Annotated in this window: 26 protein-coding genes and 1 pseudogene; 18 read left to right on the top strand and 9 right to left on the bottom strand. The window is 74.8% G+C overall.

Annotated elements, in window-relative coordinates; genetic code table 11:
* Positions 1-188: 188 nt before the first annotated feature.
* Together AB0L25_RS24980 and AB0L25_RS24975 are read left to right on the top strand one after the other, a co-directional pair.
* Positions 189-611 (top strand): annotated as a pseudogene (locus AB0L25_RS24980) (class I SAM-dependent methyltransferase); the annotation flags it as partial.
* A gap of 195 nt (positions 612-806) precedes the next feature.
* Entirely contained in the window at positions 807-1,427 is a 621-nt protein-coding gene (locus AB0L25_RS24975) for a GNAT family N-acetyltransferase (protein ID WP_500175180.1), read from the top strand.
* Between the two features lie 61 nt (positions 1,428-1,488).
* Here AB0L25_RS24975 and AB0L25_RS24970 read toward each other — a convergent pair whose 3' ends face one another.
* A complete protein-coding gene (locus AB0L25_RS24970; protein ID WP_500175091.1) occupies positions 1,489-2,688 on the bottom strand; it encodes a hypothetical protein in 1,200 nt (399 codons plus the stop codon).
* Positions 2,689-2,774: 86 nt separating this feature from the next.
* Between AB0L25_RS24970 and AB0L25_RS24965 the strand changes: the two genes are divergently transcribed.
* The 3 genes from AB0L25_RS24965 (at position 2,775) to AB0L25_RS24955 (ending at position 5,718) form a co-directional block, all read left to right on the top strand.
* Entirely contained in the window at positions 2,775-3,488 is a 714-nt protein-coding gene (locus AB0L25_RS24965) for a TetR/AcrR family transcriptional regulator (RefSeq protein WP_500175090.1), read from the top strand.
* 162 nt (positions 3,489-3,650) lie between these two features.
* Positions 3,651-4,223 (top strand): NADPH-dependent FMN reductase, encoded by a 573-nt coding sequence (locus AB0L25_RS24960; RefSeq protein ID WP_500175089.1) that lies wholly within the window; start codon positions 3,651-3,653, stop codon positions 4,221-4,223.
* A 1-nt stretch (position 4,224) separates the two neighbouring features.
* The gene (locus AB0L25_RS24955) at positions 4,225-5,718 is read left to right on the top strand and encodes a DHA2 family efflux MFS transporter permease subunit (RefSeq protein WP_500175088.1); all 1,494 of its coding nucleotides are present in this window, start codon (positions 4,225-4,227) and stop codon (positions 5,716-5,718) included.
* Positions 5,719-5,763: 45 nt separating this feature from the next.
* On the opposite strand, the gene AB0L25_RS24950 is transcribed toward AB0L25_RS24955, so the two are convergent.
* Entirely contained in the window at positions 5,764-6,570 is an 807-nt protein-coding gene (locus AB0L25_RS24950; protein ID WP_500175087.1) for an SDR family NAD(P)-dependent oxidoreductase, read from the bottom strand.
* Between the two features lie 146 nt (positions 6,571-6,716).
* Here AB0L25_RS24950 and AB0L25_RS24945 point away from each other — a divergent pair, with 146 nt between their 5' ends.
* Entirely contained in the window at positions 6,717-7,544 is an 828-nt protein-coding gene (locus tag AB0L25_RS24945; protein WP_500175086.1) for an alpha/beta fold hydrolase, read from the top strand.
* A 23-nt stretch (positions 7,545-7,567) separates the two neighbouring features.
* Complete coding sequence (locus AB0L25_RS24940; protein WP_500175085.1) at positions 7,568-8,344, top strand: MerR family transcriptional regulator; 777 nt, start codon at positions 7,568-7,570, stop codon at positions 8,342-8,344.
* An 8-nt stretch (positions 8,345-8,352) separates the two neighbouring features.
* On the opposite strand, the gene AB0L25_RS24935 is transcribed toward AB0L25_RS24940, so the two are convergent.
* A complete protein-coding gene (locus AB0L25_RS24935) occupies positions 8,353-9,159 on the bottom strand; it encodes an MBL fold metallo-hydrolase (RefSeq protein ID WP_500175084.1) in 807 nt (268 codons plus the stop codon).
* A 110-nt stretch (positions 9,160-9,269) separates the two neighbouring features.
* Here AB0L25_RS24935 and AB0L25_RS24930 point away from each other — a divergent pair, with 110 nt between their 5' ends.
* On the top strand, positions 9,270-9,698 hold the full coding sequence (locus AB0L25_RS24930) for a MarR family winged helix-turn-helix transcriptional regulator (protein WP_500175083.1): 429 nt from the start codon (positions 9,270-9,272) through the stop codon (positions 9,696-9,698).
* 24 nt (positions 9,699-9,722) lie between these two features.
* Here the strand turns inward: AB0L25_RS24930 and AB0L25_RS24925 are convergent, their stop codons facing one another.
* The 3 genes from AB0L25_RS24925 to AB0L25_RS24915 all read right to left on the bottom strand — a co-directional run bounded on the left by AB0L25_RS24925 (position 9,723) and on the right by AB0L25_RS24915 (position 12,305).
* Positions 9,723-10,751: a hypothetical protein gene (locus AB0L25_RS24925; RefSeq protein ID WP_500175082.1), complete on the bottom strand. Its 1,029-nt coding sequence runs from the start codon at positions 10,749-10,751 to the stop codon at positions 9,723-9,725.
* Positions 10,748-11,605, bottom strand: coding sequence for a hypothetical protein (locus AB0L25_RS24920; protein WP_500175081.1), 858 nt, complete (start codon positions 11,603-11,605; stop codon positions 10,748-10,750). The genes AB0L25_RS24925 and AB0L25_RS24920 overlap by 4 nt, the downstream gene beginning before the upstream one ends.
* A 118-nt stretch (positions 11,606-11,723) precedes the next feature.
* The gene (locus AB0L25_RS24915; protein ID WP_500175080.1) at positions 11,724-12,305 is read right to left on the bottom strand and encodes a TetR/AcrR family transcriptional regulator; all 582 of its coding nucleotides are present in this window, start codon (positions 12,303-12,305) and stop codon (positions 11,724-11,726) included.
* A gap of 114 nt (positions 12,306-12,419) precedes the next feature.
* Between AB0L25_RS24915 and AB0L25_RS24910 the strand changes: the two genes are divergently transcribed.
* From AB0L25_RS24910 to AB0L25_RS24885, 6 genes are all read left to right on the top strand, one after another.
* Positions 12,420-14,789, top strand: coding sequence for a beta-glucosidase (locus AB0L25_RS24910; protein WP_500175079.1), 2,370 nt, complete (start codon positions 12,420-12,422; stop codon positions 14,787-14,789).
* Between the two features lie 53 nt (positions 14,790-14,842).
* Positions 14,843-15,013: a hypothetical protein gene (locus AB0L25_RS24905; RefSeq protein ID WP_500175078.1), complete on the top strand. Its 171-nt coding sequence runs from the start codon at positions 14,843-14,845 to the stop codon at positions 15,011-15,013.
* A 25-nt stretch (positions 15,014-15,038) separates the two neighbouring features.
* The gene (locus AB0L25_RS24900) at positions 15,039-15,725 is read left to right on the top strand and encodes an alpha/beta fold hydrolase (protein ID WP_500175077.1); all 687 of its coding nucleotides are present in this window, start codon (positions 15,039-15,041) and stop codon (positions 15,723-15,725) included.
* Between the two features lie 10 nt (positions 15,726-15,735).
* Positions 15,736-16,206 carry a 5'/3'-nucleotidase SurE gene (locus tag AB0L25_RS24895; RefSeq protein WP_500175179.1) on the top strand — a complete coding sequence of 157 codons (471 nt, stop codon included), beginning with the start codon at positions 15,736-15,738 and terminating at the stop codon, positions 16,204-16,206.
* A gap of 144 nt (positions 16,207-16,350) precedes the next feature.
* Positions 16,351-16,929: an RNA polymerase sigma factor gene (locus tag AB0L25_RS24890; protein WP_500175076.1), complete on the top strand. Its 579-nt coding sequence runs from the start codon at positions 16,351-16,353 to the stop codon at positions 16,927-16,929.
* Positions 16,930-16,968: 39 nt separating this feature from the next.
* Positions 16,969-17,427: a peroxiredoxin family protein gene (locus tag AB0L25_RS24885; protein ID WP_500175075.1), complete on the top strand. Its 459-nt coding sequence runs from the start codon at positions 16,969-16,971 to the stop codon at positions 17,425-17,427.
* 534 nt (positions 17,428-17,961) lie between these two features.
* Here AB0L25_RS24885 and argG read toward each other — a convergent pair.
* Both argG and AB0L25_RS24875 read right to left on the bottom strand, forming a co-directional pair.
* Positions 17,962-19,407 (bottom strand): argininosuccinate synthase, encoded by a 1,446-nt coding sequence (gene argG / locus AB0L25_RS24880; protein WP_500175074.1) that lies wholly within the window; start codon positions 19,405-19,407, stop codon positions 17,962-17,964.
* Between the two features lie 56 nt (positions 19,408-19,463).
* On the bottom strand, positions 19,464-19,589 hold the full coding sequence (locus AB0L25_RS24875; RefSeq protein ID WP_500175073.1) for a hypothetical protein: 126 nt from the start codon (positions 19,587-19,589) through the stop codon (positions 19,464-19,466).
* A 111-nt stretch (positions 19,590-19,700) separates the two neighbouring features.
* Here AB0L25_RS24875 and AB0L25_RS24870 point away from each other — a divergent pair, with 111 nt between their 5' ends.
* Genes AB0L25_RS24870 through AB0L25_RS24860 form a run of 3 tightly spaced genes read left to right on the top strand, consistent with a single transcriptional unit; the run spans position 19,701 to position 22,614 of the window.
* Complete coding sequence (locus AB0L25_RS24870) at positions 19,701-21,146, top strand: serine/threonine-protein kinase (RefSeq protein ID WP_500175072.1); 1,446 nt, start codon at positions 19,701-19,703, stop codon at positions 21,144-21,146.
* The gene (locus AB0L25_RS24865) at positions 21,143-22,258 is read left to right on the top strand and encodes a serine/threonine-protein kinase (RefSeq protein WP_500175071.1); all 1,116 of its coding nucleotides are present in this window, start codon (positions 21,143-21,145) and stop codon (positions 22,256-22,258) included. Before AB0L25_RS24870 ends, AB0L25_RS24865 begins: the two co-directional genes overlap by 4 nt.
* Positions 22,255-22,614, top strand: coding sequence for a hypothetical protein (locus AB0L25_RS24860; RefSeq protein WP_500175070.1), 360 nt, complete (start codon positions 22,255-22,257; stop codon positions 22,612-22,614). Before AB0L25_RS24865 ends, AB0L25_RS24860 begins: the two co-directional genes overlap by 4 nt.
* 4 nt (positions 22,615-22,618) lie before the next feature.
* Here AB0L25_RS24860 and AB0L25_RS24855 read toward each other — a convergent pair whose 3' ends face one another.
* A complete protein-coding gene (locus AB0L25_RS24855) occupies positions 22,619-23,254 on the bottom strand; it encodes a hypothetical protein (RefSeq protein WP_500175069.1) in 636 nt (211 codons plus the stop codon).
* Between the two features lie 322 nt (positions 23,255-23,576).
* On the opposite strand from AB0L25_RS24855, the gene AB0L25_RS24850 reads away from it, so the two are divergent.
* Entirely contained in the window at positions 23,577-24,308 is a 732-nt protein-coding gene (locus tag AB0L25_RS24850; RefSeq protein WP_500175068.1) for a peptidoglycan recognition protein family protein, read from the top strand.
* The last annotated feature ends 190 nt before the right edge of the window (positions 24,309-24,498 follow it).

Here is a 24,498-nt window from a genome sequence, read left to right as displayed (position 1 = left end):
GTTCTGGTAGCGTCGGGCCCGACGAAAGGAGGAGGTGAGTCGATGACCGTCGTGCGTGCCGCCGTGCGCGGCTTCCGAGTCGTCCTCACTTCCCGGGTCCCGGTCTGACGCAGACCGCTCGGACCCCTGTCCTTTCGAGGTCTTTCACGTTGTCGCAACACAACACGTCGCAACACGTCATCGAGGCGATGCTCGCCTTGCACCACGGGCTGCCCAGGCAGGGCCCCGGTTCCGACGCCACCACCCGCCGGCTGCTGGCGCTGGCCGGTCCGCTGCCGGACGCGCCGCGCGCGCTTGACGCGGGCAGCGGACCCGGCCGGTCCGCGCTGCTGCTGGCCGCGGAGGCGAACGCGCGGGTCGACGCCGTCGACCTGTACGAGCCGTTCCTGGCGGAGCTCCTCGCCGCCGCCCGGCGGCGCGGCCTGCACGACCGGATCCGCGCGCTGCGCTGCTCCATGGACCGGCTGCCCTTCCCCGACGGGGCCTTCGACCTGGTCTGGAGCGAGGGGGCGGTCTACAACATCGGCCTGGACGCCGGGCTGCGCGGGTGGCGGCGGCTGCTCGCGCCGGGCGGCGTCCTGGTCCTGACCGAGATCGAGTGGTCGACCGCATCGCCGTCGCCGGAGGCCCGTGCCTGGTGGGACCGGGTCTACCCGGTGCGCACCGCGGCGGAGAACGCCGCGGCGGCCCGGGCCGCCGGGTACGAGGTGGTCGCGCACCTGCCGCTGCCGGACGCCGACTGGTGGGAGGAGTACTACGCGCCGCTGGAGGAGCGGCTAGGCACCGCCGACCTTGACCGGCCCGGCATGGCCGAGGCGGTGGCGTCCGCCCGGGAGGAGATCGCGCTGCGCAGGGCGCACGGCGGCGACTACCGGTACGCCGGGTACGTGCTGCGGCCCGTTCCCGGCGACCGCGCCGACGCGCCCGCGTGGACGGTCCGGACGGAGGCGCCCGCCGACGCCGCGGCCGTCCGGGACGTCCTGCTGGCGGCGTTCCCCACGCCGGAGGAGGCCGACCTGGTGGACGCGCTGCGCGCCGACGCGGCGTGGATCCCGGGGCTGTCGCTGGTCGCCGAGACGCCCGACGGCCGCCTCGCCGGGTACGCGCTGCTGACGCGGTGCCGCGTGGGCGGGGAGCCCGCGCTGGCGCTCGCGCCGGTCGCGGTCCCGCCGGACCTGCAGCGGACGGGCGCCGGCGCGGCCGTCGTCCGGGCCGGGCTGGAGGCCGCGCGGGCGCGGGGCGAGAACCTGGTGCTGGTGCTCGGGCATCCCGAGTACTACCCCAGGTTCGGCTTCGAGCGCGCGTCCGGTCTCGGGATACGCGCCCCGTTCGAGGTGCCGGACGAGGCGATGATGGCGCTCGCGCTGGACGCGTCCCGTCCGGTGCCCGCGGGCGTCATCGAGTACGCGGCGCCGTTCGGCGTCTGACGGCGGTGAGCTGAGGGCCCCGGGCGGCCGGGCCGGTGGTTCCGGCCCGGCCGTCCGGGGCCTAGCGCGCCGCGGTCTCGGGCAGCACCTGCTCGGTGAGGAGGCGGCGGAGCCGGCCGGCCCGGTCGGGACCGGCGAGGGCGCCGTCCAGGATCCGGTGGCCGTGGTGGTACCCGAGGACGTAGACGCCCATCGCGGGCGCGCGCAGGGACGGGACGAGCGCGCCCGTCTCGGCGTCGTCGAGCAGCGCCCAGCGGGACAGGTACGCGGCGACCTCCGCGTCCGGCCGTCCCTCGTCGGCGAGGAGGGCCGCGTTCGCCCACGCGCCCCACAGCAGGTTCGTCGCGCGGTGGACGGCGGCGAAGTCGCTGCCGTCGGGCCGGACGCCGAGGGCCGCGAGGACGTGCTCCTCCAGCCACGCCTGCGCCGCCCCGCCGGGGAAGATCAGCTCCTCGGCATGCAGCCCGAGGCCCTCGCTGACGACGAACGAGGGCGCGATCATGAACCGGACGCGCTGCTCGGGCCTGCCGCCGTCGATGAGGTGGATCTCCTTCAGCAGCGACTCGGCGATGTGCCCCGGGTGCCCCTCGTGGGCGACGACGTAGAGCAGGTCCGCGAGGCTGAACGGCAGGTCGCGGTTCACGAAGATCGTCGAGCGCGGCCCGCCGTCGTGGTGCCCGGCGGCCCGGTAGTGGACGCCCGACGCGAGCCGGCAGCCGACGTCCTCGGGCGGCAGCGGGACGAGCGCGGCGGTGCGCGCGCGGCATTCGGCGTCGGCCCGCAGCACGAGGTCCGGGATCAGGTGCGTGCGGTCGGACGGCAGGGCGTGCGCGGCCCGCCAGGCGTACAGGCGGTCGGCGAGGCTTCCGGGCCGGGCGGGCAGGGCCGCGTCCAGCAGGTCGTGCGCCTCCTCGAAGGACGACTCCGGCACCCGGGACGCGTCCACGCCCAGGCACGCGCGGGCGTACTCGGGCAGCGGGAGCCGGTCCCCGGCGAGGCGGCGGGCGACGGCCCGCAGGGCCCGGACGTGCGCGGCGAGGTAGCCGGCGCGGGCCGGGTCGCCGAACGGGAGGCCGTCCAGGAGCCGGTCGGCGTCGCCGGCGAGGCGGGCGGGGGACGGCGGCTCCTCCCGGTCGGCGGCGGCCTTCCAGCCGGCGGGGCCCCGGTAGATGAGCAGGGTGCCGCTCCAGGTGTCCCGCACCAGGCGGTCGAGGCGGAGGGCCAGGGTCGCGTAGGCGTGCTGCCATTCGTCCTCGGTCATGGCGTTCCTTCCGTGCGTCCGGGGCGGGGGAGACGCGGCCAAGCTACGTGTACGGTTTTCCGTACACCGCACGGAAGGGGTGGCCGATGGCGGATCGTCCGGTGTGGCTGCGCGGCGAGCCGCGCCGCCGCCGGCCGCGGCTGTCGCTGGAGCGGATCGTCGCGGCGGCCGTCGGGCTGCTCGACGCCGAGGGCGTGGACGGCTTCTCCATGCGGCGCCTCGCCGCGCGGCTGGACGCCGGGACGATGTCGCTGTACGAGTACGTGTCGGCGAAGGAGGACGTGCTCGACCTCGCCCTCGACGCCGTCCTCGGCGAGATCGACCTGAGCGGGACGGACGGGCCGGGCGGGACGGGCGGGCCGGGCGCCGGGGCGTGGCGGGACGCGCTCGTCCGGCACGTGACGCAGAGCAGGCGGGTGATGCGCGCGCACCCGTGGGTTCCGGCGCTGGTCGGGACGCGGCCGCTGCTCGGGCCGAACGCGCTCGCGGGATCCGAGCGGGTCTTCGGGATCCTCGCGGCGGCCGGGCTCGCCGGGGACGAGCTGACGGCGGCCGCGAGCGCGGTGTCGAGCTACGTCACGGGGTTCGTCGCCACCGAGAACATGTGGCGCGCGCGGATGCGCGACCCGGCGGACGAGGCCGACCTGCGCCGGAGCACGCACGAGCACCTCGCGGCGCGGGCGGACGCGTACCCGGCGCTGGCGGCCCACTCCCGGCCGGAGAACGCCGACTTCGACGCCGGCTTCCGGCAGGGGCTCGACATCGTGCTCGACGGGATCGCGGCACGCACGGGCTCCTGATCGCGCGGTTCCCAACGCACGGCGGCTTGACCTCAACCAATGTTGAGGTCTCAGAGTGGGGTGCGGGCCGGTCATCCGGCCCAGTCATCTGACGGATGCCCGGTCACGGCGGGTCTCCGTAGCTTCGAGGACATCACGAAGATCCCCGCTCAAGGAGAAGAGATGACCGACACGCCGCTCCGCCTCGCGATCGTCATCGGCAGCACCCGGGAGGGCCGGTTCGGGCCCACGGTCGGCGCCTGGTTCGCCGAGCAGGCCCGGCAGCGCGACGACCTGATCATCGACGTGGTCGACGTCGCGGACGCCGAACCGCCGTCGTCGCTCGGCGCCCGGCCGTCCGAGAAGTTCGGGCGCGCCACCGAGGTGCTCGCCGCGGCCGACGCGTTCACCGTCGTGACCTGCGAGTACAACCACAGCTACCCCGGCACCCTGAAGAACCTGATCGACCACCACTTCAACGAGTGGCGCGCGAAGCCCGTCGGGTTCGTGTCGTACGGCGGGTACACGGGCGGCAAGCTCGCCGTCGAGCACCTGCGCGGCGTCTTCGCCGAACTGCACGCCGTCACGGTGCGCGACATGGTGAGCTTCCACGGCCCGTGGAACTGGTTCGACGAGGACGGCCGGCCGGTCGACGCCGACGGGGCCGCCGCCGCCGCGAAGGTCCTGCTCGACCAGCTCGCCTGGTGGGGGCGCGCCCTGCGCGACGCCCGCTCCGTCCGGCCGTACGGGGCATGAGATGACGGCCACGACCGCCCCCAGGGCCGTCCCCGCGAGCGGGACGGCCCCCGGGCCGATGACCATCGCGCTGGTGCTCGTCCTCGGCTCGATCATGATCAGCCTCGACATGACGGTGGTCAACGTCGCCGTCAACCACCTGTCGCAGGAGTTCACCGCCCCGCTCGCCACCATCCAGTGGGTCGCGACCGGGTACTCGCTGGCGCTCGGCGCCGTCATGCCGACGACCGCGTGGGCCGTCGGCCGGTTCGGCGCCCGGCGGCTGTACCTCGCCGCGATCGCCGCGTTCGGCGGCGCGTCCGTGCTGGCCGGGCTCGCCTGGAACATCGAGTCGCTGATCGCGTTCCGGGTGCTCCAGGGGTTCAGCGGCGGCCTCGTGATGCCCGTCGGCATGACGATCCTGCTGCGCAGCGCGAACCGGGACGAGCTGGGCAAGGCGATGAGCACGATGGGCCTCGCCATCCTCGTCGGGCCGCTCGCGGGGCCCGTCCTCGGCGGCTGGCTCATCGACGAGGTGTCGTGGCGGTGGATGTTCTTCGTCAACGCGCCGATCACGGTCGCGGTGGTGGTGCTCGCCGCGCGGCTGTTCCCCCGGGACGTCCCCGGGGAGCGGCGCCCGCTCGACGCCGTCGGCCTGCTGCTGCTCTCCCCGGGCCTCGCGGCGCTGATGTACGGGGTGACGAGCGGCGGCGAGCGCGGCGACGTCGCGGCGCCGGCCGTCCTGGTGCCGCTGCTCGCGGGCGCGGCGCTGGTCGCCGGGTTCGTCGTGCGGGCGCTGACCGCCGCGCACCCGCTGATCGACCTGCGCCCGTTCCGCGACCGGACGTTCGCGACCGCGACCGCGACGCTCACGCTGTTCGCCACCGGCTACTTCGGGTCGATGCTGCTGCTCCCCCTGTACCTGCAGGTGGTGCGGGGCGAGTCGGCGACGGTCGCGGGGGCGCTCGGCATCCCGTTCGCGCTCGGCTCCGGCGTCGCGATGCAGATCGCGGGCCGGATCGCCGACCGGGTGCCGCCGGGACGGCTCGTCCCGCTGTCGGTCGCGATGGGCCTCACCGGGTTCGCGCTGTTCGCCCTGCAGCTCGACGCGGACGCCCCCTACTGGGCGCTGTGCGCCACGATGGTGCTGATGGGCGCGGGCGGCGGCGCGACGATGATGCCCGCGATGACGGCGGCGACGCGCGGCATGTCGCACGCGCAGGCCCCCGCCGCGAGCACCACCGTCAACCTGGTCAACACGACGGCCGGGGCGATCGGGACGGCGCTGGCGTCGGTCGTCCTCGCGACGCGGATGGACGACCTGGTGCCCGCGGCGGGCGAGGGCGGCGCCCTCCAGGCCGTCCACCGGCTGGAGGCGGGCGCCCGCGCGGCGATCGCCGGGCCCCTCGCCGGCGCCTTCCAGCACACCTACCTGTTCGCGGTCGCGCTGATCGCGCTGGCGCTCGTCCCCGCCCTGCTCCTCCCGCGCCGCCGCCCGGCGGCGGACCGGGAGTGACCGGCCCGGACGCCCCCGGCCGGCGGGCCGGGGGCGTCGCGGCGGTCAGATCTCCTTGAGGAAGCCGCCGTCGACGGCGACCTCGGCGCCCGTCGTGCTCGCCGACCGGGGCGAGGCCAGCAGGGCGACGACGTCCGCGACCTCCCGCGGGTCGACGAGCCGTCCGGTGACCAGGTTCATCATCTCGGCGGCGCCGCCGTCGAGGAGCGCGTCGCGGTCGGCGCCGGTCGCGCCCGCCAGGACGTCGGCGGCCCCGCCCTCCTCCGTCCACCACGCGGTCCGGACCGGGCCCGGCGACACCGTGTTCACCCGGACGCCCTGCGGCCCGTACTCCTCCGACAGCCCCTTCGTCAGGTTGTTCACGGCGGCCTTCGCGGCGTTGTAGTCGAAGTTCATCGGCCCCGGCCGCCGCCCGTTCCCCGACGACACGTTCACGATCGCCGCCGCGTCGGCGTCCAGCAGGTGCGGGATCGCGGCCCGCACCGTCCGGACGAGCGCGAACAGGTTGAACTCGAACATCGCGCGCCAGTCGTCGTCCGTCGGGGTGAGGAACCCGAATCGCGGCAGCGTCGCCCCCGGCGGCGGGCCGCCCGCGTTGTTCACCAGGACGTCGAGGCCGCCGAACGTCTCGACCGTCCGGCGGACGGCCTCCGCGGGGGCGGCCGGGTCGGTGAGGTCGGCCGGGATGTGCAGGAGGTTCGGCCCGGCGAGCGCGTCGAGGTCCGCGCCGGACTTCCGGGAGACGGCGGCGACGCGGGCGCCCTCGTCCAGCAGGGTCCGGACGACGGCGAGCCCGATCCCCTTCGACGCGCCCGTGACGAGCGCGACGCGGCCGGTGAGCTGCAGGTCCATGTGGGGTCCAATCGTCGGTTCGCACGCCCCCTCCGGGCGTGCGGCACCTGAACGAACCCCGCGGCCGGACGTCCGGTTGCACCGGATCACGGAGATCGCCGAAGTCCTTGACCCCGACGCAGGGTCAACGTCTCAGCATGGCCGTCATGACCGCACCGAACGACGGAACGATCCGGCACTTCACGATCCGCCACGACGGCGTCACGATCCCGGTGACGCGCGGCGGCCGGGGACGGCCGCTGGTGCTGTGCCCGGGGTTGAACTCCACGCAGGCCGGCCTGCACGCGCTGGCGGCGCTGCTGCGGCGCGACCACGACGTGGTGACCTTCGATCTCCGAGGCCACGGCCTCGCCTCGGCCGCCGCCCGGTACTCCTTCGAGGCTTTCCTTTCCGACCTCACCGCCGTGCTGGCGGAGCCCGGTCCTCTCGCCCTGCCCGAGGCGCCGGTGCTCGTCGGCTACTCGCTGGGCGCGGACCTCGCCGTCCACTACGCCTCCGAGCACCCCGGGGCGGTTGCCGGGCTGGTCCTGGTCGACGGGGCGAATCCGGTGCCGGAGCCGTTCGTCACCGAGGCCGACCTGCCGGAGTTCCGCGCGATGTGGGAGGAGATGGCGGCGCACCAGCGGGCCGAGCGCGACACCGCGCGCCGGGTGCTGCTCTCCGGCCGGGACGTCCTCGCGCTGAACGTCGAGATCGACGCGGTCCGGGCCGGGATCCTCGACCGGTACCGGACGATCGACGCGCCCGTCCACATGGTCATGTCGACGTCGATGGCCGGAGAGGGCGGCGACCCGCGGCTCGCGCGGCTCAACCGGAACTGGCGCGCGGGCGTCGAACGGCTGGTCCGCGAGCTGCCGCGCGTCTCCGTGTCCTGGCTCGACGCCGACCACGGGCTGGTCGTCACCCACGCCGCGGAGATCGCCCGGATCGTCCGGAACGCGACGCACGGCACGGCGCACACGGCCGTCTCGTGAACCGGCCCTAGGAGACTGGTCGGATGCTGACGATCGGGGAGCTGGCGTCGTACGCCGGGGTGACGGTGCGCACGGTGCGGCACTACCACGCCAAGGGGCTGCTCCCGGAGCCGGAACGCGACCGCTCCGGCTACCGCAGGTACGACGGCGGCGCGGTGATCGAGCTGATCAGGATCCGGACGCTCGCCGAGGCGGGCGTCCCGCTGGCGCGGGTGCGGGAGCTGCTCCGGGCGGACGGCGAGGAGTTCGCCGCGGCGGTCGCGGACATCGACCGGCGGCTGCGGGACGAGATCCGGGAGCGGCGGCGGCGCCGCGCGCGGATCGCCCGGCTCACCGCCGGGGACGGCCTGGTGCTGCCGCCGGAGGTGGTCGGGTTCCTCGACCGCCTCCGGGCGCTCGGGGTGGACGAGCGGATCGTCCGGATCGAGCGCGACGGGTGGATCCCGCTGGCCGCGCACGCGCCCGACCGGGTCGCCGAGTGGGCGGCCCGCAAGCGGGAGCAGCTCGCGGACCGGTGCCTCGCCGACTTCTACCTCGCCTTGGGCCGGGCGCTCGACCGGTCCCCCGACGACCCGCGGCTGGCCGACCTGGCCGACCGCGTCGCCGCCTACCTCACGCGGACGGCGGACGAGCGGGGCGACGACTACGTGGGCGACGTGGGCGTCGCGCCGCCGCTGGCCGCGCTGATGGACGCGCTGGCGTTCGACGCCGCGCCGCCCGCCCGCCGGCTGATCGAGCTGCTGGAGGAGCGGGGCTGGACCGGCTGGACCAGGGTGCGGCGGGTGGACCCGGGCGGCTGACGGCGCGGTCAGTGCTCGGGACGCCAGGTGAGGCCGCCCGCGGTCTCGTGGACGCGGCCGAACTGGACGTCCGCGAAGTGGATGCCGAACGCGAGCGTGCGCCCGTCGCGGAGTTCGTCCGCGAGGCGGCGGCGCAGCCCGGCCGCGCCCTCGTGGTCGTGGTCGACGGCGACCTTCCACCCGGGGTGCTCGACCTGGACGGGCGAGTGGAAGGCGTCGCCGAGGGCGAGGAGCCGCTCGCCGCCCGACTCCAGCACGTAGGCGGTGTGGCCGGGCGTGTGGCCGGGGGCGGCGAGGACGCGGACGCCCGGGAAGATCTCGTCGCCGTCGCCGATCGTCTCGACGCGGTCGGCGACGGCGTCGAGTTCGCCGTCGCGGTGCTCCCATTCGGGTGCGGCGACGAGGTGGCGGGCGAACCGGTCGGACCAGCCGACGTGGTCGGGGTGCAGGTGCGTGTAGGCGACGGCCTCGATCCGGTCGGGCGTGCGCCCGAGGGCGGCGAGGTTGTCCAGGAGCGCGCCGCCGTGGGCCGCGCCGACGTGCGGGTTCGCGGGGTCGTCGGCCTGCCGGACGGGCCCGAGGCCCGCGTCGATCAGCAGGGCGCGGTCGCCGTGCTCGACGAGCAGGCCGCCCATGCTCGCCGCGAGGGCGCCCGAGGCGTCCAGGACGTCCGGGTGGCGCGCCCAGTCGGCGTCGGACGTGCCAGGGAACCAGCCGCGCGACCGCAGCCACCCGACGCCGTCGGGGACGTAGCTCGCGCGCAGTTCGCCGACCTCGACGGTGCGGATTCCGGCCTCGGTGTTCCACCTGCTCATGGCATGCCTCCACGGGCGGTCGGGGCCGCCCGCCGCGGCCCGGCACGCAGAACGTTATAGCTAGAACTATTCAAGCTGCAAGCTTTACCGGTGGTGCGTACACTGGCCGGGTGGAAGCGCACGCGGAACCGCACGCCCTGGCCGAGCAGGAGATCTGCGGGCTGGTCAAGGGCCTCGCGACGCAGCTCGAGGTGCACGTCCGCGAGCGCGCGGTGAACCTCGACCTGACCGCCCCGCAGGCGACCGCGCTGCGCGAGCTGGCCGGCCCGATGACCATGCGCGACCTCGCCGACCGGATGAGCTGCGAGCCGTCCAACGCGACGTTCATCGTCGACCGGCTGGAACGGCTCGGGCTCGTCGAGCGCCGCCCCCACCCCACCGACCGCCGCGCCAAGATCCTCGCGCTGACGCCGCGCGGGACGGACGTCCGCGCGCGGCTGCTCGCGATGCTGACGGAGAACTCGCCGGTCACCCGGCTCACGCAGGAGGAGCAGCGGACGCTCCGCGAACTCCTCCTGCGCGCCACCGGCCGGGCCTGACGCCCGGAACCGCCCGGGACGGGCTCAGGACACGACCTGCAGCGAACGGACGATCTCGTTGACGTCCGACCAGTACCGCTGGTGCGTGTTCGGGATGTCGATCCACAGGCTGGACGGGCGCTCCTGACCGGTGTCGACGACCACGACCACCGACAGGTCCATCGTCGCCCGCAGGTCCGGCTGCTTGAAGTGCAGCTCGCGCACCAGCACCCACGCCGGACGCCCGCTCACCTCGAACGGCTGCGAGGCGACGTCCCGCCCGGTCGTCCCGTCGCGGAAGTTGTCGATCTGGCGGGCGTCCTGGATCGCCGAGGCGACGTCCCGCAGCCGGTTCGGGCCGTTGTAGACGGCCATGACGCCGTCGTCCACGACCCGGGACCCGATCAGCGCCTGCCACTCGGCCTCGGTCTCGAACTGCTGGCTCCCCGTGTACGGGCCGTACGGTTCGGTGCTGAACGGCTCCCACGGCCGTCCCAGCTCCGCGTACGACAGCCGCGCCTCGGGGTCGGTGACGCGCCCGACCACCCGCGACCCGGCCCCCGGGTAGCGCTTCATCTCGACGGTCTTCTCGAGCCGCTGCACCTCCGGGGTGATCGCCCCGCTCAGCGGCGGCAGCTTCGCGCCGGCGATCGGCCTCAGCCGCTTCGCCGTGCCGCTGCACGACGCCTCGCTCGTCCCGCTCGACCGGTCCTGCTCGACGATCTTCCCGTCCACCATGATCGTGCAGGTGAGCGCGCCGGGAGTGCCGTCCTCGTCGTTGCGCGCGGCGATCCGCAGGTACTCGTCGCCGTCCGCCTGGAAGTCCATCCGGAACGGCAGCAGCGTCCCGGCGACGGTGTCGGACGTGATGGACTCCGGCGTGTAGTAGGTCAGCATCGCGTCGGAGCTCTCGCCGGTCACCAGGTACGTGACCTTCTTGGGGTCGCCGACCGTGTTCGACGCCCACACGATCGCCGCGATGCCCTGGGCCAGGGCGAGGCAAACGCCCAGGACGATCACCCAGTCGGGGAGGTTCTTGTTGATCCGCTGCGCGCGGGGCGACATCCCGCTCACTTGCGCGCCTCCCCGCCCGCGGGAGCGGCGGCGGCCAGCGCCGCCCCGGCCTCCCGAACCTCCGCCAGCCGCTCCTGGAGCTGCTCGTCCGTGCCGGCGCCCTTCTGCAGGGACCAGTAGACGTGGTCGGCGGCCTTCACCTTGTCTCCGTAGGCGTTCAGCGCCGCCACCCGCTCCCTCATCCGATTGCGCGCCTCGTTGACCGCGCGCCAGCGCGGCTTGAGCGCCAGCCGCAGGGCGTCGTCGCCCCGGTTCTCCTTGGCGAGCCTGCGCAGCGCCCGCTTCTCCACGGCCGTCTCCCGGCCGGTCACCGCGAGCTCCCACTCGATCGCCCGGACGTCGACGCCGTCGCCGTCCAGCAGCCCCGCCTTGTGGACGCCCGACGCCAGGACGGTCTCGACGGCGCGCTGCGCCCGGCCGACGTCCTGCACGGCGCCGCCGAGGTCCTCGGTGAGGAAGTACCGGCCGTGGTGGGTGCGGCCGAGCCGCTCCCGCTCGCCGTCGCCGCAGCACGCGTACAGCACGATCCACGACACGACCTGCAGGGCGGTCCCGCCGCCGAGGAACGCGCCGAACCCGAACCGCCACCACAGCAGCGCCGTCCCGACCTGCGCGAGCACGCCGAGCAGCGCCCCGATCCCGCCGAGCAGCCACGGCAGCGTCGCGGCGGGCGCGAACCCGCACGCGGTGGCGATGCCGAGCGCCCACCACCGGTCGGCGCCGGTGCGCCCGCCGGACTTCGGCGGGTCGTCGCCCGCCGGCGTGAGCCCGTCCGCGCTCTCCGCCAGCACGTCCCGTTCGCCGGGCGGCAGGGACGGATCCACCACCGGCCTCAGCAACTTCTCCGCACTCATCTGGATCTCCCCGCCTGGTCCGGTCCGGAGAGATTATGGCGAGTAACCCCTGGTGTCCGAAACCCGCACAGGGTGCGATTCCTGCGGAGATCGGGCGGAGACCGCCGTGTCCGCCCGGTCAGTCCCCGGCGGGCGGCGGGACGTTCGCGCGCAGCAGCGCCAGGAAGGCGCGGAAGAGGCCCGGCATGTCGACGTCGTCGGGGGACAGCAGCCACTGCTGCTGCAGCCCGTCCATGACCGCGAGGAGCAGCGGCGCCGCCTGCTCGGGCGTGACGCCGCCGGGCAGGTCGGGACCGCATTCGGCGCGGATGAGGTCGGCCATCCACTCCCGGGACTCGCGGTAGCGGTCGCGGAAGAAGTCCGCCGCCGGATGGTCGTCGAGGACGCTCTCCGCGGACAGCACCGTGAACGACTGCACGATCCCGCGCCGCTCCCGGTTGTAGTCGATGATCGCCGAGATCGTGTCGAGGGTGACCGTCCCGCCGGAGTTGCCGAGCGCGATGACGTCCAGGCCGCGCTCGTCCCGCAGCCGCAGGACCTCGGCGAGCAGCCGGTCCTTGCTGGGGAAGTAGTGCAGGACGCCCTGCTGGGACAGGCCGACGCGCTCGGCCACGGCGGCGATCGAGGCGCCCGTGTAACCGCGCTCGCCGAAGACGTCCAGGGCGGCGAGAAGGATCTCTTCGCGGCGGTTCCGGGGCATGGCGCTCAGGATAGACCCGAGGTTGTATAACAACAAGGTTACATCACCTACCGATCACTCGGTAGCGCGGCTTACCGTAACGCCACTCGCCGTACCACCGGAGGTACCCCGCCGATGAACCTGGACCTGGACGCCAAGACCCGCCTGCTCGCGGGCCGGGACATGTGGACGCTGCCCGCCGTCCCCGCGCTCGGCCTGGAACCGATCGTGATGTCCGACGGGCCGATCGGCGTCCGCGGCGTCGAATGGTCGGCCACCGACCCGTCCATCGCGCTGCCCAGCCCCACCGCGCTCGCCGCCACCTGGGACGTCGCCCTGCTGCGGCGGGCCGGGGCGCTGCTGGCGCAGGAGGCGCGGCGCAAGGGCGTCCACGTGCTGCTGGCGCCGACCGTCAACCTGCAGCGCTCCCCGCTCGGCGGCCGCCACTTCGAGTGCTTCTCCGAGGACCCGCTGCTCAGCGGCCTCCTCGCGGCCGGGTACGTGCGCGGCGTGCAGGACGGCGGCGTCGCCGTCACCGTGAAGCACTTCGTCGCCAACGACTTCGAGACCGAGCGGATGACCGCGGACGTCGTGGTGTCGGAGCGGGCCCTGCGCGAGCTGTACCTGCGGCCGTTCGAGATCGTCGTCAAGGAGGCCGCGCCGTGGGGTGTCATGGCCTCCTACAACAAGGTCAACGGCACGACGATGAGCGAGAACGACCTGCTGCTCAACCGGGTGCTGCGGGACGAGTGGGGCTTCGACGGCTTCGTCGTCTCCGACTGGTTCGGCGCCCGCGGCACGGTCGGCGCGGCCCGCGGCGGCCTCGACGTCGCGATGCCCGGCCCCGAGACCGTGTACGGGCCCGCGCTCGCGCAGGCCGTCCGGGACGGCGAGGTCGCCGAGGAGGTCGTGGACGCGCACGTCCGCCGGGTGATCGACCTCGCGCGCCGCACCGGCGCGATGACCGGCGGCCCCGGGCCGTCCGTCCCGGACGAGGAGATCGACGGGACGGGTGTCGCCCGCGAGATCGCCGCCCGCTCATTCACGCTGCTGGCCAACGACGGGATCCTGCCCCTCGCCCGGGACGCGCGGATCGCGCTGATCGGCGGGCTCGCCACCGACGCCCGCGTGATGGGCGGCGGCAGCGCCCAGGTGTTCCCCGCGCACGTCGTCTCCCCGCTCGACGGCCTCACCGCCGCCGGGCTCGACGTCGCCTACGAGCGCGGCGCCGACCCGAGCGTCCGGCTGCCCGCCGCCCGGTTCCCGCTGCGCGCCCGGGCCCGGGACGCCGGCGGCGCGCTGCTCGGCGAGGTCCCGCTGGCGGACGGCGAACTGCGGTGGATCGGGCAGTTCCCCGCCGGGATCGCGTTCGACGCCCTGCGCACGGTGACGGTCGACGGCGCGTTCGTCCCGGAGACGGGCGGGACGCACCGGTTCGAGGTGCAGGGCCTCGGCGCGTTCCGGCTCGAGGTGGACGGCGAGGTCGTCCTCGACGACGTCATCGAGCCGGAGAGCGACGTCGTCTTCGCCGCGTTCATGTTCCCGCCGCCCCGCACCGTCCCCGTCGAGCTGGAGGCGGGCCGCGAGGTCGCCGTCCGGCTCACCTTCACCATGGGCGACGGGACGGCCGGCCCGGTCCCCGCGGTCAGCTTCACCCTCGCGCACCGCGAGCCGATCGCCCCCGAGGACGAGCTGATGGAGCGGGCCGTCGCCGCCGCCGCGGCCGCCGACGTCGCCGTGGTCGTCGTCGGCACGTCCGGCGAGGTCGAGAGCGAGGGGTTCGACCGCACGTCGCTGCGCCTCCCCGGCCGCCAGGACGAGCTGGTCGCGCGCGTCGCCGCCGCCAACCCGCGCACCGTCGCCGTGATCAACGCGGGCTCGCCGGTCGAGCTGCCGTGGCGCGACGACGTCGCGGCGCTGCTGCTGACCTGGTTCCCCGGGCAGGAGGGCGGGCACGCGCTCGCCGACGTCCTGCTCGGCGACCGCGAGCCCGGCGGGCGGCTCCCCACCACCTGGCCCGCCGAACTCGCCGACTGCCCCGTCGCGGACGTCACCCCCGCCGGCGGCGTCCTGCGCTACGACGAGGGCGTCTTCGTGGGCTACGCCGCCTGGGACCGCGCCGGGACGAAGCCCGCGTTCGCCTTCGGGTCCGGGCTCGGCTACACCACCTGGTCGTACGAGGAGGCGGCCTACGCGGAGACGGAAGGCGGCGACGGCGAACTGACCGTGCGCGTCCGCAACACCGGCGACCGGCCCGGACGCGAGGTCGTGCAGGTCTACCTCGCGCCCGCCGACCCGGGCCCGGACCGTCCCGCCCGCCGCCTCGCCGGCTTCGCCGTCGCCGAGGCCGCCCCGGGCGCCGACGCGACCGTCACCGTCCGGATCCCGCGCCGCGCCGCCGAGATCTGGACGGACGACGGCTGGGCGCTCGTCCCCGGCGAGTACCGCCTCGACACCGGCCGCTCCCTCGACGACCTCCGGCTGAGCACTCCGCTCGCCTTCTAGGCGACCGGAGGGTGTGCGCTCCAGTCCCCCACCCCCCTGGAGGTCCACCCCCGATGAACCCCCTCCGCACCCCGCCCGCGGCGGGCCGCCGCCCGCCGCGGGCGCTCATGCCGATGCTGCTGGTCGGCAACCTGCCGCTGTTCTCCTTCTACGGCGGCGTGATCGGCATCCTGCTGCCGCTGCAGATCGAGAACGTGAACGCGGCCGACAAGGGCGTACGCTGACGCGCGCCGGAAGGAGACTCGGTCCATGAAGCTGAAAGTCCACGCACTCGGCGACGGCGAGCGCACCGCGATCCTGATCCACGGGGTCATGTCGTCGCACCGCACCTGGGTGCGGTTCGCGCCGCTGCTCGCGGCGCGCGGCTACCGCGTGCTCATGCCCGACCTGCGCGGCCACGGCGCCAGCCCGCACGCCGCCACGTACACCGCGGAGGACTTCGCGGGCGACCTCGCCGAGTCGCTCCCGCCCGGCGCGGACGTCGCGGTCGGGCACTCGCTCGGCGCCCTGTCGCTCTCCCTCGCCGTCGCCGACCTGCGCCCCGCCCGCGCCGTCTACAGCGACCCCGCGTGGCGGCTCGGCGACACCGCGCCGCTCGCCGCGTTCGCGCGCCGCACCAAGACGATGACCCGCGACGACATCGCCGCCATGAGCCCCCGCTGGGCCCCCGAGGACGTCGACGCCGAACTCGCCGACTACGCCGACTGGGACGTCCGCGTCGCCGACGCCCTCGCGACCCTCGACGCCCGTGCGCCCGAACGTCCGCTCGTCCCGTCCCTCGTCCAGCTCGCCGACCCGAGCCACCTGGTGACCGCCGAACTCGCCGCCGGCCTGCGCGACCGCGGCTTCGAGGTCCGCGCCGTCCCGAACACCGGGCACTGCATCCACCGCGACGACCTCGACGCCTTCACGGCGTCCCTGCACGGCTACCTCTGATCCCCCGTCCATCGGCGACCCCCACTCCCGCAGGAGACGACCGACGAAGAAGACGCTGATCACCCTCTCCCTGGCCGGGCACGACGTCACGATCGTCGCCCCGGCCGACGACCAGAGCGGCAAGGGCACCGGACGCGCGTTCGGCGGGACGGTCGAGGCCGCGCACGTGTCCGCGGACGTCTGGTCCGTGACGGGCACGCCCGGCGACGCCGTCGTCGGCGCCGACGGCACGACCCCCGCCGCCCGCTGGACGCTGACGGACCAGGACCGGCAGCCGCTGATCACGCCGTCCTACACCGACCGGGGCGACGGCACCTACACGATGGAGCTCGCCCTGGACGCCCGCGAGCCGGGGCGCCGCTCCGACGTCGCGGCCCTCGCCGCCGACCGGATCTCCATCACCCCGATCGAGGCGAACTGGGGCGCCGGGCCGCTCGCCCGGGCCCGGGCGGGCGCGCTGCTCCGCGGCCTCCAGCCGTAACACTCTGACCCGGGGCCGACCAGGATTCGGGGGCGCCGCGAATCCTTTCGCGGTCCGGACGCCTCTTATGGGGTGACGGCAGCAACGGTGAGGAGACGCGGATGGGTGACGCCGGAACGCCGGGCGCGCGGCGGGAGCGCGGGCATGCCTGACCGCCGCTGGGCGAGCGCACGGCTCGTCGAGGCGGCGCAGGCCGGGGACCAGGAGTCGATCACCGCGGTCGTCCACGGCGCCCACCCGCACGTCCGGCGCTTCGCGGAGCACCTGTGCGCGTCGCCGCAGGACGCCGAGGACGCCGCGCAGGAGGCGCTGATCATCCTCTACCGGAAGATCGGCTCGCTGCGCGCCACCGGAGCGCTGGCGTCGTGGATGTTCCGGATCGTCCGCAACGAGTGTCTGCGCCGCGCCCGCGCGATGCTCGAGCGGGCCGACACCGCCGACAACTCCGATGCCGCCGACGCCCGTCCGGTGGCGTCGGCCGAGGACGAGGCCCTCCGGCGGCTGGAGGCCGAACTCGTCGCGCGGGCGATCCAGGAGCTGCCGGACGTCCAGCGCAGAGTGCTGATCATGCGGGACGTCCTGGGGCATCCCGGACGCGCGGTCGCCGAGTCGCTCGGCTTGAGCAACGCGGCGATGAAGTCCCAGCTGCATCGAGCCCGCACCGCGCTCCGGCTGAACCTCGGCGGCACGACCGGTGCCGCCGAGGACCCGCACGACTCCTGACCCGCAGTCACAACCCGTCCCCTGGAGGGAAGCATCGCCATGCTCGAAATCGGATCCGCCGCGCCCGACGTGGAACTCGAGGACACCGACGGCCGCGCCGTCCACCTGCCCGGCGACCGCGCCGTGCTGGTCTACTTCACGCGGTCGACGTCGTGCCCCGTCTGCAACCGGCACGTCCGGGACCTCGCCCGGCGCCGCGACGCGTTCGCGGCCTCGGACGTGCGGATCCTCGTCGCCGTGCCCGCGGACCGCGAGGAGGCCGCCGCGTGGAAGGACGCGCGCGGCGTCCCGTTCCCGGTCGTCGTGGGCCGCCAAGGCACACCGCACGCGTCGATCGGCCTGACCAGGAAGGTCTTCGGCTCGATGCAGCAGTCGGGGTGGGTCCTCATCGACTCCGGCGGCATCGTCCGCCACGCCCGCGCCGCCACCATGCCCACCGGCGGCTACGACGCGAAGGCCGTCACCGCCGCCGTCGAAAGCCTCCGCGCTCGCCCATGAGCACCCCGGCGCCCGATGTGACGTGAGTCATATCCACGGCTGTCCCCGCCGACCGGTTCACCGAGCGGCTGCGGAACGACCAGGTCGCCGCCGGGCAGGACCTCCCCGTGCACCGGATCCCCGACCTGCTCGACGGCACCGGCGTCGCGTTCGTCCGGGGCACCGCCACCGCGCTCGCCCCGGACGAACGCGCCGTCACGCTCGCCGACGGGACGGTGCTCGGGTACGGCACCCTCGTGTACGCGCTCGGCAGCACGACCGACACCGCCCGGGCCCCGGGCGCGGACGCAACTCAACCCCGACAAACTAACCGGCCTCAACTGACCCCCGAGCAGTCCACCCCAACCAAGCCCAACCAAGCCCCAACCACAGCGGACCCAAACCACTGCGATTGCGAGCGAAGCCGGATTCGAGCGAAGCGAGAATCCGATCGCGCAGCGAGCCCCCTGGGGCGAGTCGGAGCGATGCAGCAATCGCACGCAAGGCCCGTGGAAGGAAGGCCGCCTAGCGGCCTGACGCCGAGGGCCTTGCAAATCAGTCCGTGCCGGACTCCATCGCGGCGCGGTCGAGCAGTTCCTCGCCGTCGACCTCGCCGCGGGAGGCGATCGCCTCGGCGCCGCCCGCGGGCATCGCGCCGATCAGCCCGGTGGAGGCCGCCTGCGCGGCGCCGACGAGCGTCGGCTGCGAGCTGCCGACGATGCCGATCCCGGCGTACTGCTCCAGCCGGGCGCGGGAGTCGGCGATGTCGAGGTTGCGCATGGTGAGCTGGCCGATGCGGTCGACGGGTCCGAACGCCGAGTCCTCGGTACGTTCCATCGACAGCTTGTCCGGGTGGTAGCTGAACGCCGGGCCGGAGGTGTCGAGGATCGAGTAGTCCTCGCCGCGCCGCAGCCGCAGGGTCACCTCGCCGGTGATCGCGGTGCCGACCCAGCGCTGCAGCGACTCGCGCAGCATGAGCGCCTGCGGGTCGAGCCAGCGGCCCTCGTACATGAGCCGGCCGAGGCGGCGGCCCTCGTTGTGGTACGCGGCGAGCGTGTCCTCGTTGTGGATCGCGTTGACGAGCCGCTCGTAGGCGGCGTGCAGCAGCGCCATCCCGGGCGCCTCGTAGATGCCGCGGCTCTTGGCCTCGATGACCCGGTTCTCGATCTGGTCCGACATGCCCATGCCGTGCCGGCCGCCGATCGCGTTGGCCTCCAGCACGAGGTCCACCGGGGAGGCGAACTCCTTGCCGTTGATCGTGACGGGACGTCCGAGCTCGAAGCCGATCGTGACGTCCTCGGTCGCGATCTCGACCGCGGGGTCCCAGAACCGGACGCCCATGATCGGGTCGACGATCTCGATGCCCGCGTCGAGGTGCTCGAGGGCCTTCGCCTCGTGCGTCGCGCCCCAGATGTTCGCGTCCGTCGAGTAGGCCTTCTCGGTGCTGTCGCGGTAGGGCAGGCCGCGCGCCTGCAGCCACTCCGACATCTCCGTGCGGCCGCCGAGCTCGGTGACGAAGTCGGCGTCCAGCCACGGCTTGTAGATGCGCAGCGAGGGGTTGGCGAGCAGCCCGTACCGGTAGAACCGCTCGATGTCGTTGCCCTTGAAGGTGGACCCGTCGCCCCAGATCTGGACGTCGTCCTCGAGCATGGCGCGCACCAGCAGCGTGCCCGTGACGGCGCGGCCGAGCGGGGTCGTGTTGAAGTACGCGCGCCCGCCGGAGCGGATGTGGAACGCTCCGCAGGCGAGCGCGGCGAGGCCCTCCTCGACGAGCGCGGCGCGGCAGTCGACCAGCCGCGCGACCTCGGCGCCGTAGGCGGACGCGCGTCCCGGGACGGACGCGATGTCGGGTTCGTCGTACTGGCCGATGTCGGCGGTGTAGGTGCACGGCACGGCACCCTTCTCGCGCATCCACGCGACCGCGACCGAGGTGTCGAGGCCGCCGGAGAAGGCGATCCCGACACGTTCGCCGACAGGCAGAGAGGTGAGCACCTTGGACATGAGCACAAGTATGCACGACACTGCATGAACATGCAAAACCGGGTCGGAGCCGCAGGTCAGACGGCCCAGAGCCGGAGCTTCCGGTAGCGCGGCTCCCACGTCAGCCGGTTGAGGACGCGCCCCGGCGGCGGCATCGCGGCCAGGAACCGGCTGCGGTCGGTGGGCCGGATCCCGTCGATCACCCACGGAACGGATCCCGCACGCCCTGGCGGCGGACTCCATACCCCGGCGCCGCCGGGGGCCGGGCTGAACGCCGTTTACAGCGGACGAGCGCGCGGGGGATCATGCGGTCCATGACCGTGATCGCGGGGCGGTACCGGCTCGTGCGCGAACTCGGCCGGGGCGGCATGGGGCGGGTCTGGGAGGCCGACGACGAGCTGCTGCGCAGGCGCGTCGCCGTCAAGGAGGTCCTCTTCCCCGCCGACCTCGACGCCCGCGAGCGCGGCCGGCTGTGCCGCCGGGCCGTCCGGGAGGCCCGCGCCGCCGGGATGCTCGACCACCCGTCGATCATCGCCGTCCACGACGTGTTCCTCGAGGACGACCGGCCCTGGATCGTCATGGAGCTCGTGGCGGGCCGGTCGCTGCGGGAGGCGCTGCCGGTCCCGCCGCGCGAGGCCGCGCGGATCGGCGCGGCCGTCCTCGACGCGCTGCGGGCCGCGCACCGCGCGGGCGTCCTGCACCGGGACGTGACGCCCGGCAACGTGCTGCTCGGCGACGACGGGCGCGTGGTGCTCACCGACTTCGGGATCGCCGACCTCGACGGCGACCCGGCGCTCACCCGCACCGGGACCGTCGTCGGCTCGCCCGGCTACATCGCCCCCGAACGGCTGGACGGCCGCGACGTCGACGGCCGCTCCGACCTCTTCTCGCTCGGCGCGACCCTGTACACGGCGGTCGAGGGCCGGTCCGCGTTCGGCCGGGCGTCCGACGCCGCCGCGTTCGCGGCCACCCTCACCGAGCCGCCGCCGCGCCCGCGCCGCGCGGGCCCGCTGCGCCCGCTGCTCGCCGCGCTGCTGCGCAAGGACCCCGCCGCCCGGCCGGACCCCGAGCGGGCCGCGGCGGCGCTGCGCCGGGTCGCCGACGGCCGGGCGCGGCGCCGCGCGCCCCGGCGCGGCGCCCCGGTGCTCGAGGTGTCGTGGCTCGCGGCCGTCGCCGTGCCCGCGGCGATCTTCCTGCTGCCCGCGTACGTCACCGAGCCGCGCGGCGAGGCACGCTACCCGGCCGGCTTCACGCCCTGCCCGATGCAGGTCGGGGGGCTGCGCCTCCAGGAGGCCCGGCCCTCCCTGGACGACGACGACGAGGACGTGCGCGAATGCTACGGCGGCGACGTCGTCCTGCGCTGGTTCGAGGGCTACGTCGGCGCCTACGGGCGCCCGGTCGCGCTGCGGCACGCGTCCGTCCGGGAGGCGCACCGGTGGCTGCGCTTCCTGAGCGTCCACAACGTCGAGGAGGACGAGCGCTACCCGTTCGACATCGTGGAGACCGACGACGACGGCCGGCCCATCGTCACCGACCGCCACCGCGCCCGCCGCCCCCGGCCCCTCGACGGCCTCGCCGACGAGGCGTTCGTCCGCGAGGTCCGCGAGATCGGTACCGGCGAAGTGGACGACGTGGAGATCATCATGCGGGACGCCAACGTGGTGGTCGGCGTCGTCCACCGGGGCGGGGAACCGGACATCCGGCGCGCGGCCGAGGACGCCGCCCGCGCCGTGCTCGCCGAGCTGCGGAGGCGGCGATGACGCTGCTGCGCGGCCGCTACCGGCTCACGGCCGAACTCGGCCGTGGCGGCATGGGCGCCGTCTGGCGGGCCCGCGACGAGGTCATGCGCCGCGACGTCGCCGTCAAGGAGCTGCTGCTGCCGGACGGCGTCGGGGACGGGCAGCGCGCCCGGCTCGTCGAGCGCGCGGTGCGGGAGGCGCGCGCGGCGTCGCGGCTGCGGCACCCCGGGATCGTCCGCGTCCACGACGTCCTGACCGAGGACGACCGGCCGTGGATCGTGATGGAGCTGCTGTCCGGCCGGGCCCTCGACCGGGAGATCCGCGACCGCGGGCCGCTGCCGCCCGAGCGCGTCCGGGAGGTGTCCCTGGCCGTCCTGCGGGCCCTGCGCGCCGCCCACGCGCAGGGCGTGGTGCACCGCGACGTCAAGCCCGCGAACGTGTTCCTGTGCGACGACGGCCGGGTCGTGCTGGCCGACTTCGGCATCGCCAGCATGGACGACGCGGAGCGGATGACCCGCACCGGCCTGCCCATCGGCACGCCCGGGTACGTCGCGCCCGAGCGCATGCGCGGGCACGGCCGCGCCGAACCCGCCTCCGACCTGTTCTCCCTCGGCGTCACCATGTACGCCGCGCTCACCGGCCGGGCGCCGTTCCGGCGGGAGAGCGCGATGGCCTCGTTCGGCGCCGTCCTCACCGACCGGCCGGACCGCCCGCCCGCCCCGCCCGGGCTCGCCGGCGTCGTCATGGGGCTGCTGGAGAAGGACCCGGCCCGGCGGCTCCGCGCGGACCGGGCCGAGGAACTGCTCGCCTCCCCGCACGTCCTGGACGCCGCCGCCGCCGAGCGCGAGCCGCCGCGCTGGCACCGGCCCGCCGCGCTCGGCATCGCCGCGCTGTGCGTGCTGCTGCCGCTCGGCCAGGTGCGCGGCTGCGGGACGGGCGCGGAGCCCGTCCCGCCCTCGGTGCCGCGCGCGTCCACCCCGGCGCCGTCGACCGCGGCGCCGTCCGTCCCGGCGACGCCCGCGCCCGCGGCGTCCACGCCGGCGCCCTCCCGGTGGCCCGGCCCCGTGTTCTCGTTCACCCCGCCGGTCCCCACGTTCAGCCTGCCGCCGTGCCTCCTCGAGGGGACCTGTTGAGCCCCGTCCGCGCCCTGCTCGCCCTGGCCGCCGCGCTCGGCGCCATGCTCGCCCTCACCGCCCTGGTCTGGGGATCGCCGGGCGACCACGCCCTGACGCTGCCCGGCCTGATGTGGGCGCTCGGTCTCACCGCGGTGACCGCGCTGGTGCTGGTCCGGCTCGTCCGGCGCGACCGGCGGGCCTGGTGGGCGACCGCCCTCGCCGCGCTCGGCACGGCGGCGCTCGTCTTCGTCAAGTTCGCCGTGACCGGCACCCCGTTCGGCTGGGTGCCCGCGGCGTGCGTGCTCGCCGCCGCGGCCGTCCTGGTCCCGCCCGCCGTCCGGGCGCCGCGCCGCCCCCGCGACTGGACGCGCTGACGCCTCAGTCCGCGCGTCCCTCGACGTGGTCGCGCAGGAGGCGCTTCCACTGCGACGGCAGGATGCCCGAGAACAGCACGATGCCGGACGCCGACGACGGGCAGGACCGGTCCTCGCCGAGAACCTCCCACGACGCGACCTCCTCGCCCGTCCGGGCCTCGAGAAGGCGCACCTCGTACCGCTTCTCCAGCAGGGACACGTAGCCGTCCAGCTCCGGCCCCGAGCCGTTCGGGTCGAGCGGGAACCGGTTGACGTACCGGGGGCACTCGACGCGGCCCTCGGTCTCGCCCTCGACCTGCTCGGCGCACGCGACGAGCCGCACCTGGTCGGCGCGCTCCGGATCCCACGACGCGGGCGGCTTGTCCGGGTCCTGCTCACCGCCGCTCCCCGGACTCGGCGCGCCGAAGATCTTGACCGGGTGCGGCCCCGGCCCCTCGTACGGCGCGGCCCGGGTGAACGCCGTGCCCTCGCACACCGCGAACCAGTCCCGGCCGGCGTCCGCCGGAAGCCAGTCGACCTCGTTCGGCCCGGTCACGACCCGGTGCGTCACCGTGCCGGCCAGCACCACCGCGAACACCGCCAGCAGAACGCGGTAACGGCGCGCGAAGTAGGCCGCCTCCTTGACGAACCCGTCGCGCATACGGCGATCGTAATCGCCCCAGTTCGTGGACGGCCATCGCCATGCCCGCCGACACGGTCCCGCGCATCCCGCCGCCCTCGACGGCGAGCGCGACCCGATGCCCGTCCCCGCGCCGTCCCGTCCGGGCCCGCTCGGCCAGGACCCCCAGCACCCCATGCCGTCCGACGCTGCCTCCGGTGACGGTCGCCCGTCCTCCCCCCGATCTGCGACTAGAGCATCGACACTGTGCCACACCCGGACATTTCACCCACGCGCGGTGCCGGCCCTGAACCGGAGGGCTTTTCCGTTATCGTCCCTCGTGATCACACCCGGAGGGAAAACCATGTCATCGCACCACCTCACCCGCCGCCGCCTGCTCGGCGGCACCGCGGCGGCGATGGGCGGCGCACTGCTCGGCCCGCTCCCGTCCGCGTCGGCGCGAACCGCCCCCCGCCTCCACACCCGCACCGAATGGCACGCCCGCGCGCCCAAGGCGGCCGCGACCGTCCTCGACCGCGCGCCCGACCGCATCGTCGTCCACCACACCGCCTCGCCGAACGCCGCGGACCGCTCCCTGGAGCACGCGTTCGCGCTGTCCCGGTCGATCCAGGACTTCCACATGGACACCAACGGCTGGGACGACACCGGCCAGCAGCTCACCATCAGCCGCGGCGGCCACCTCATGGAGGGCCGCAACCGCAGCCTCGAGGCGATCAAGGCCCGCAAGCACGTCATGGGCGCCCACACCCTCGGCCACAACGAGCACACGATCGGCATCGAGAACGAGGGCACCTACATGGACGCCGAGCCCACGGACGCCCTGTGGTGCCGGCTCGTCGAAACGTGCGCGTGGCTGTGCGACGTCTACGACCTCGACCCGCACACCGCGATCGTCGGCCACCGCGACTACAACGACACCGCCTGCCCCGGCGACGTCCTGTACGCGCTGCTCCCGAAACTCCGCGCCCAGGTCGCCGCCCACCCGACGACCCCGCGCCTGGCGATGACCTCGCGCCCCGCCCCCAGCGGCCTACCGGGCCCCCGCCACCCCTACGACCACGGCCCAACCAACTAACAAAGGCCCGCCCCCCACCCCGACCCCGCACCCACCGAGTGCACGATCCCCGACCCCGCACTCAACGAGTGCCCGGGGGGCGTGGGGGGCGGGGCCCCCCCCCACGGGGGGGGGGGGGTGGACACCCCGCAGAAATATAAAAAAAGATAACAGACATATGACACATAGAATCTCACCAAAACATTATGTA

It is taken from the genome of Spirillospora sp. NPDC052242, assembly GCF_040679555.1.
Lineage (GTDB): Bacteria > Actinomycetota > Actinomycetes > Streptosporangiales > Streptosporangiaceae > Spirillospora.
This window is presented reverse-complemented; position numbering and strand designations above follow the sequence as displayed.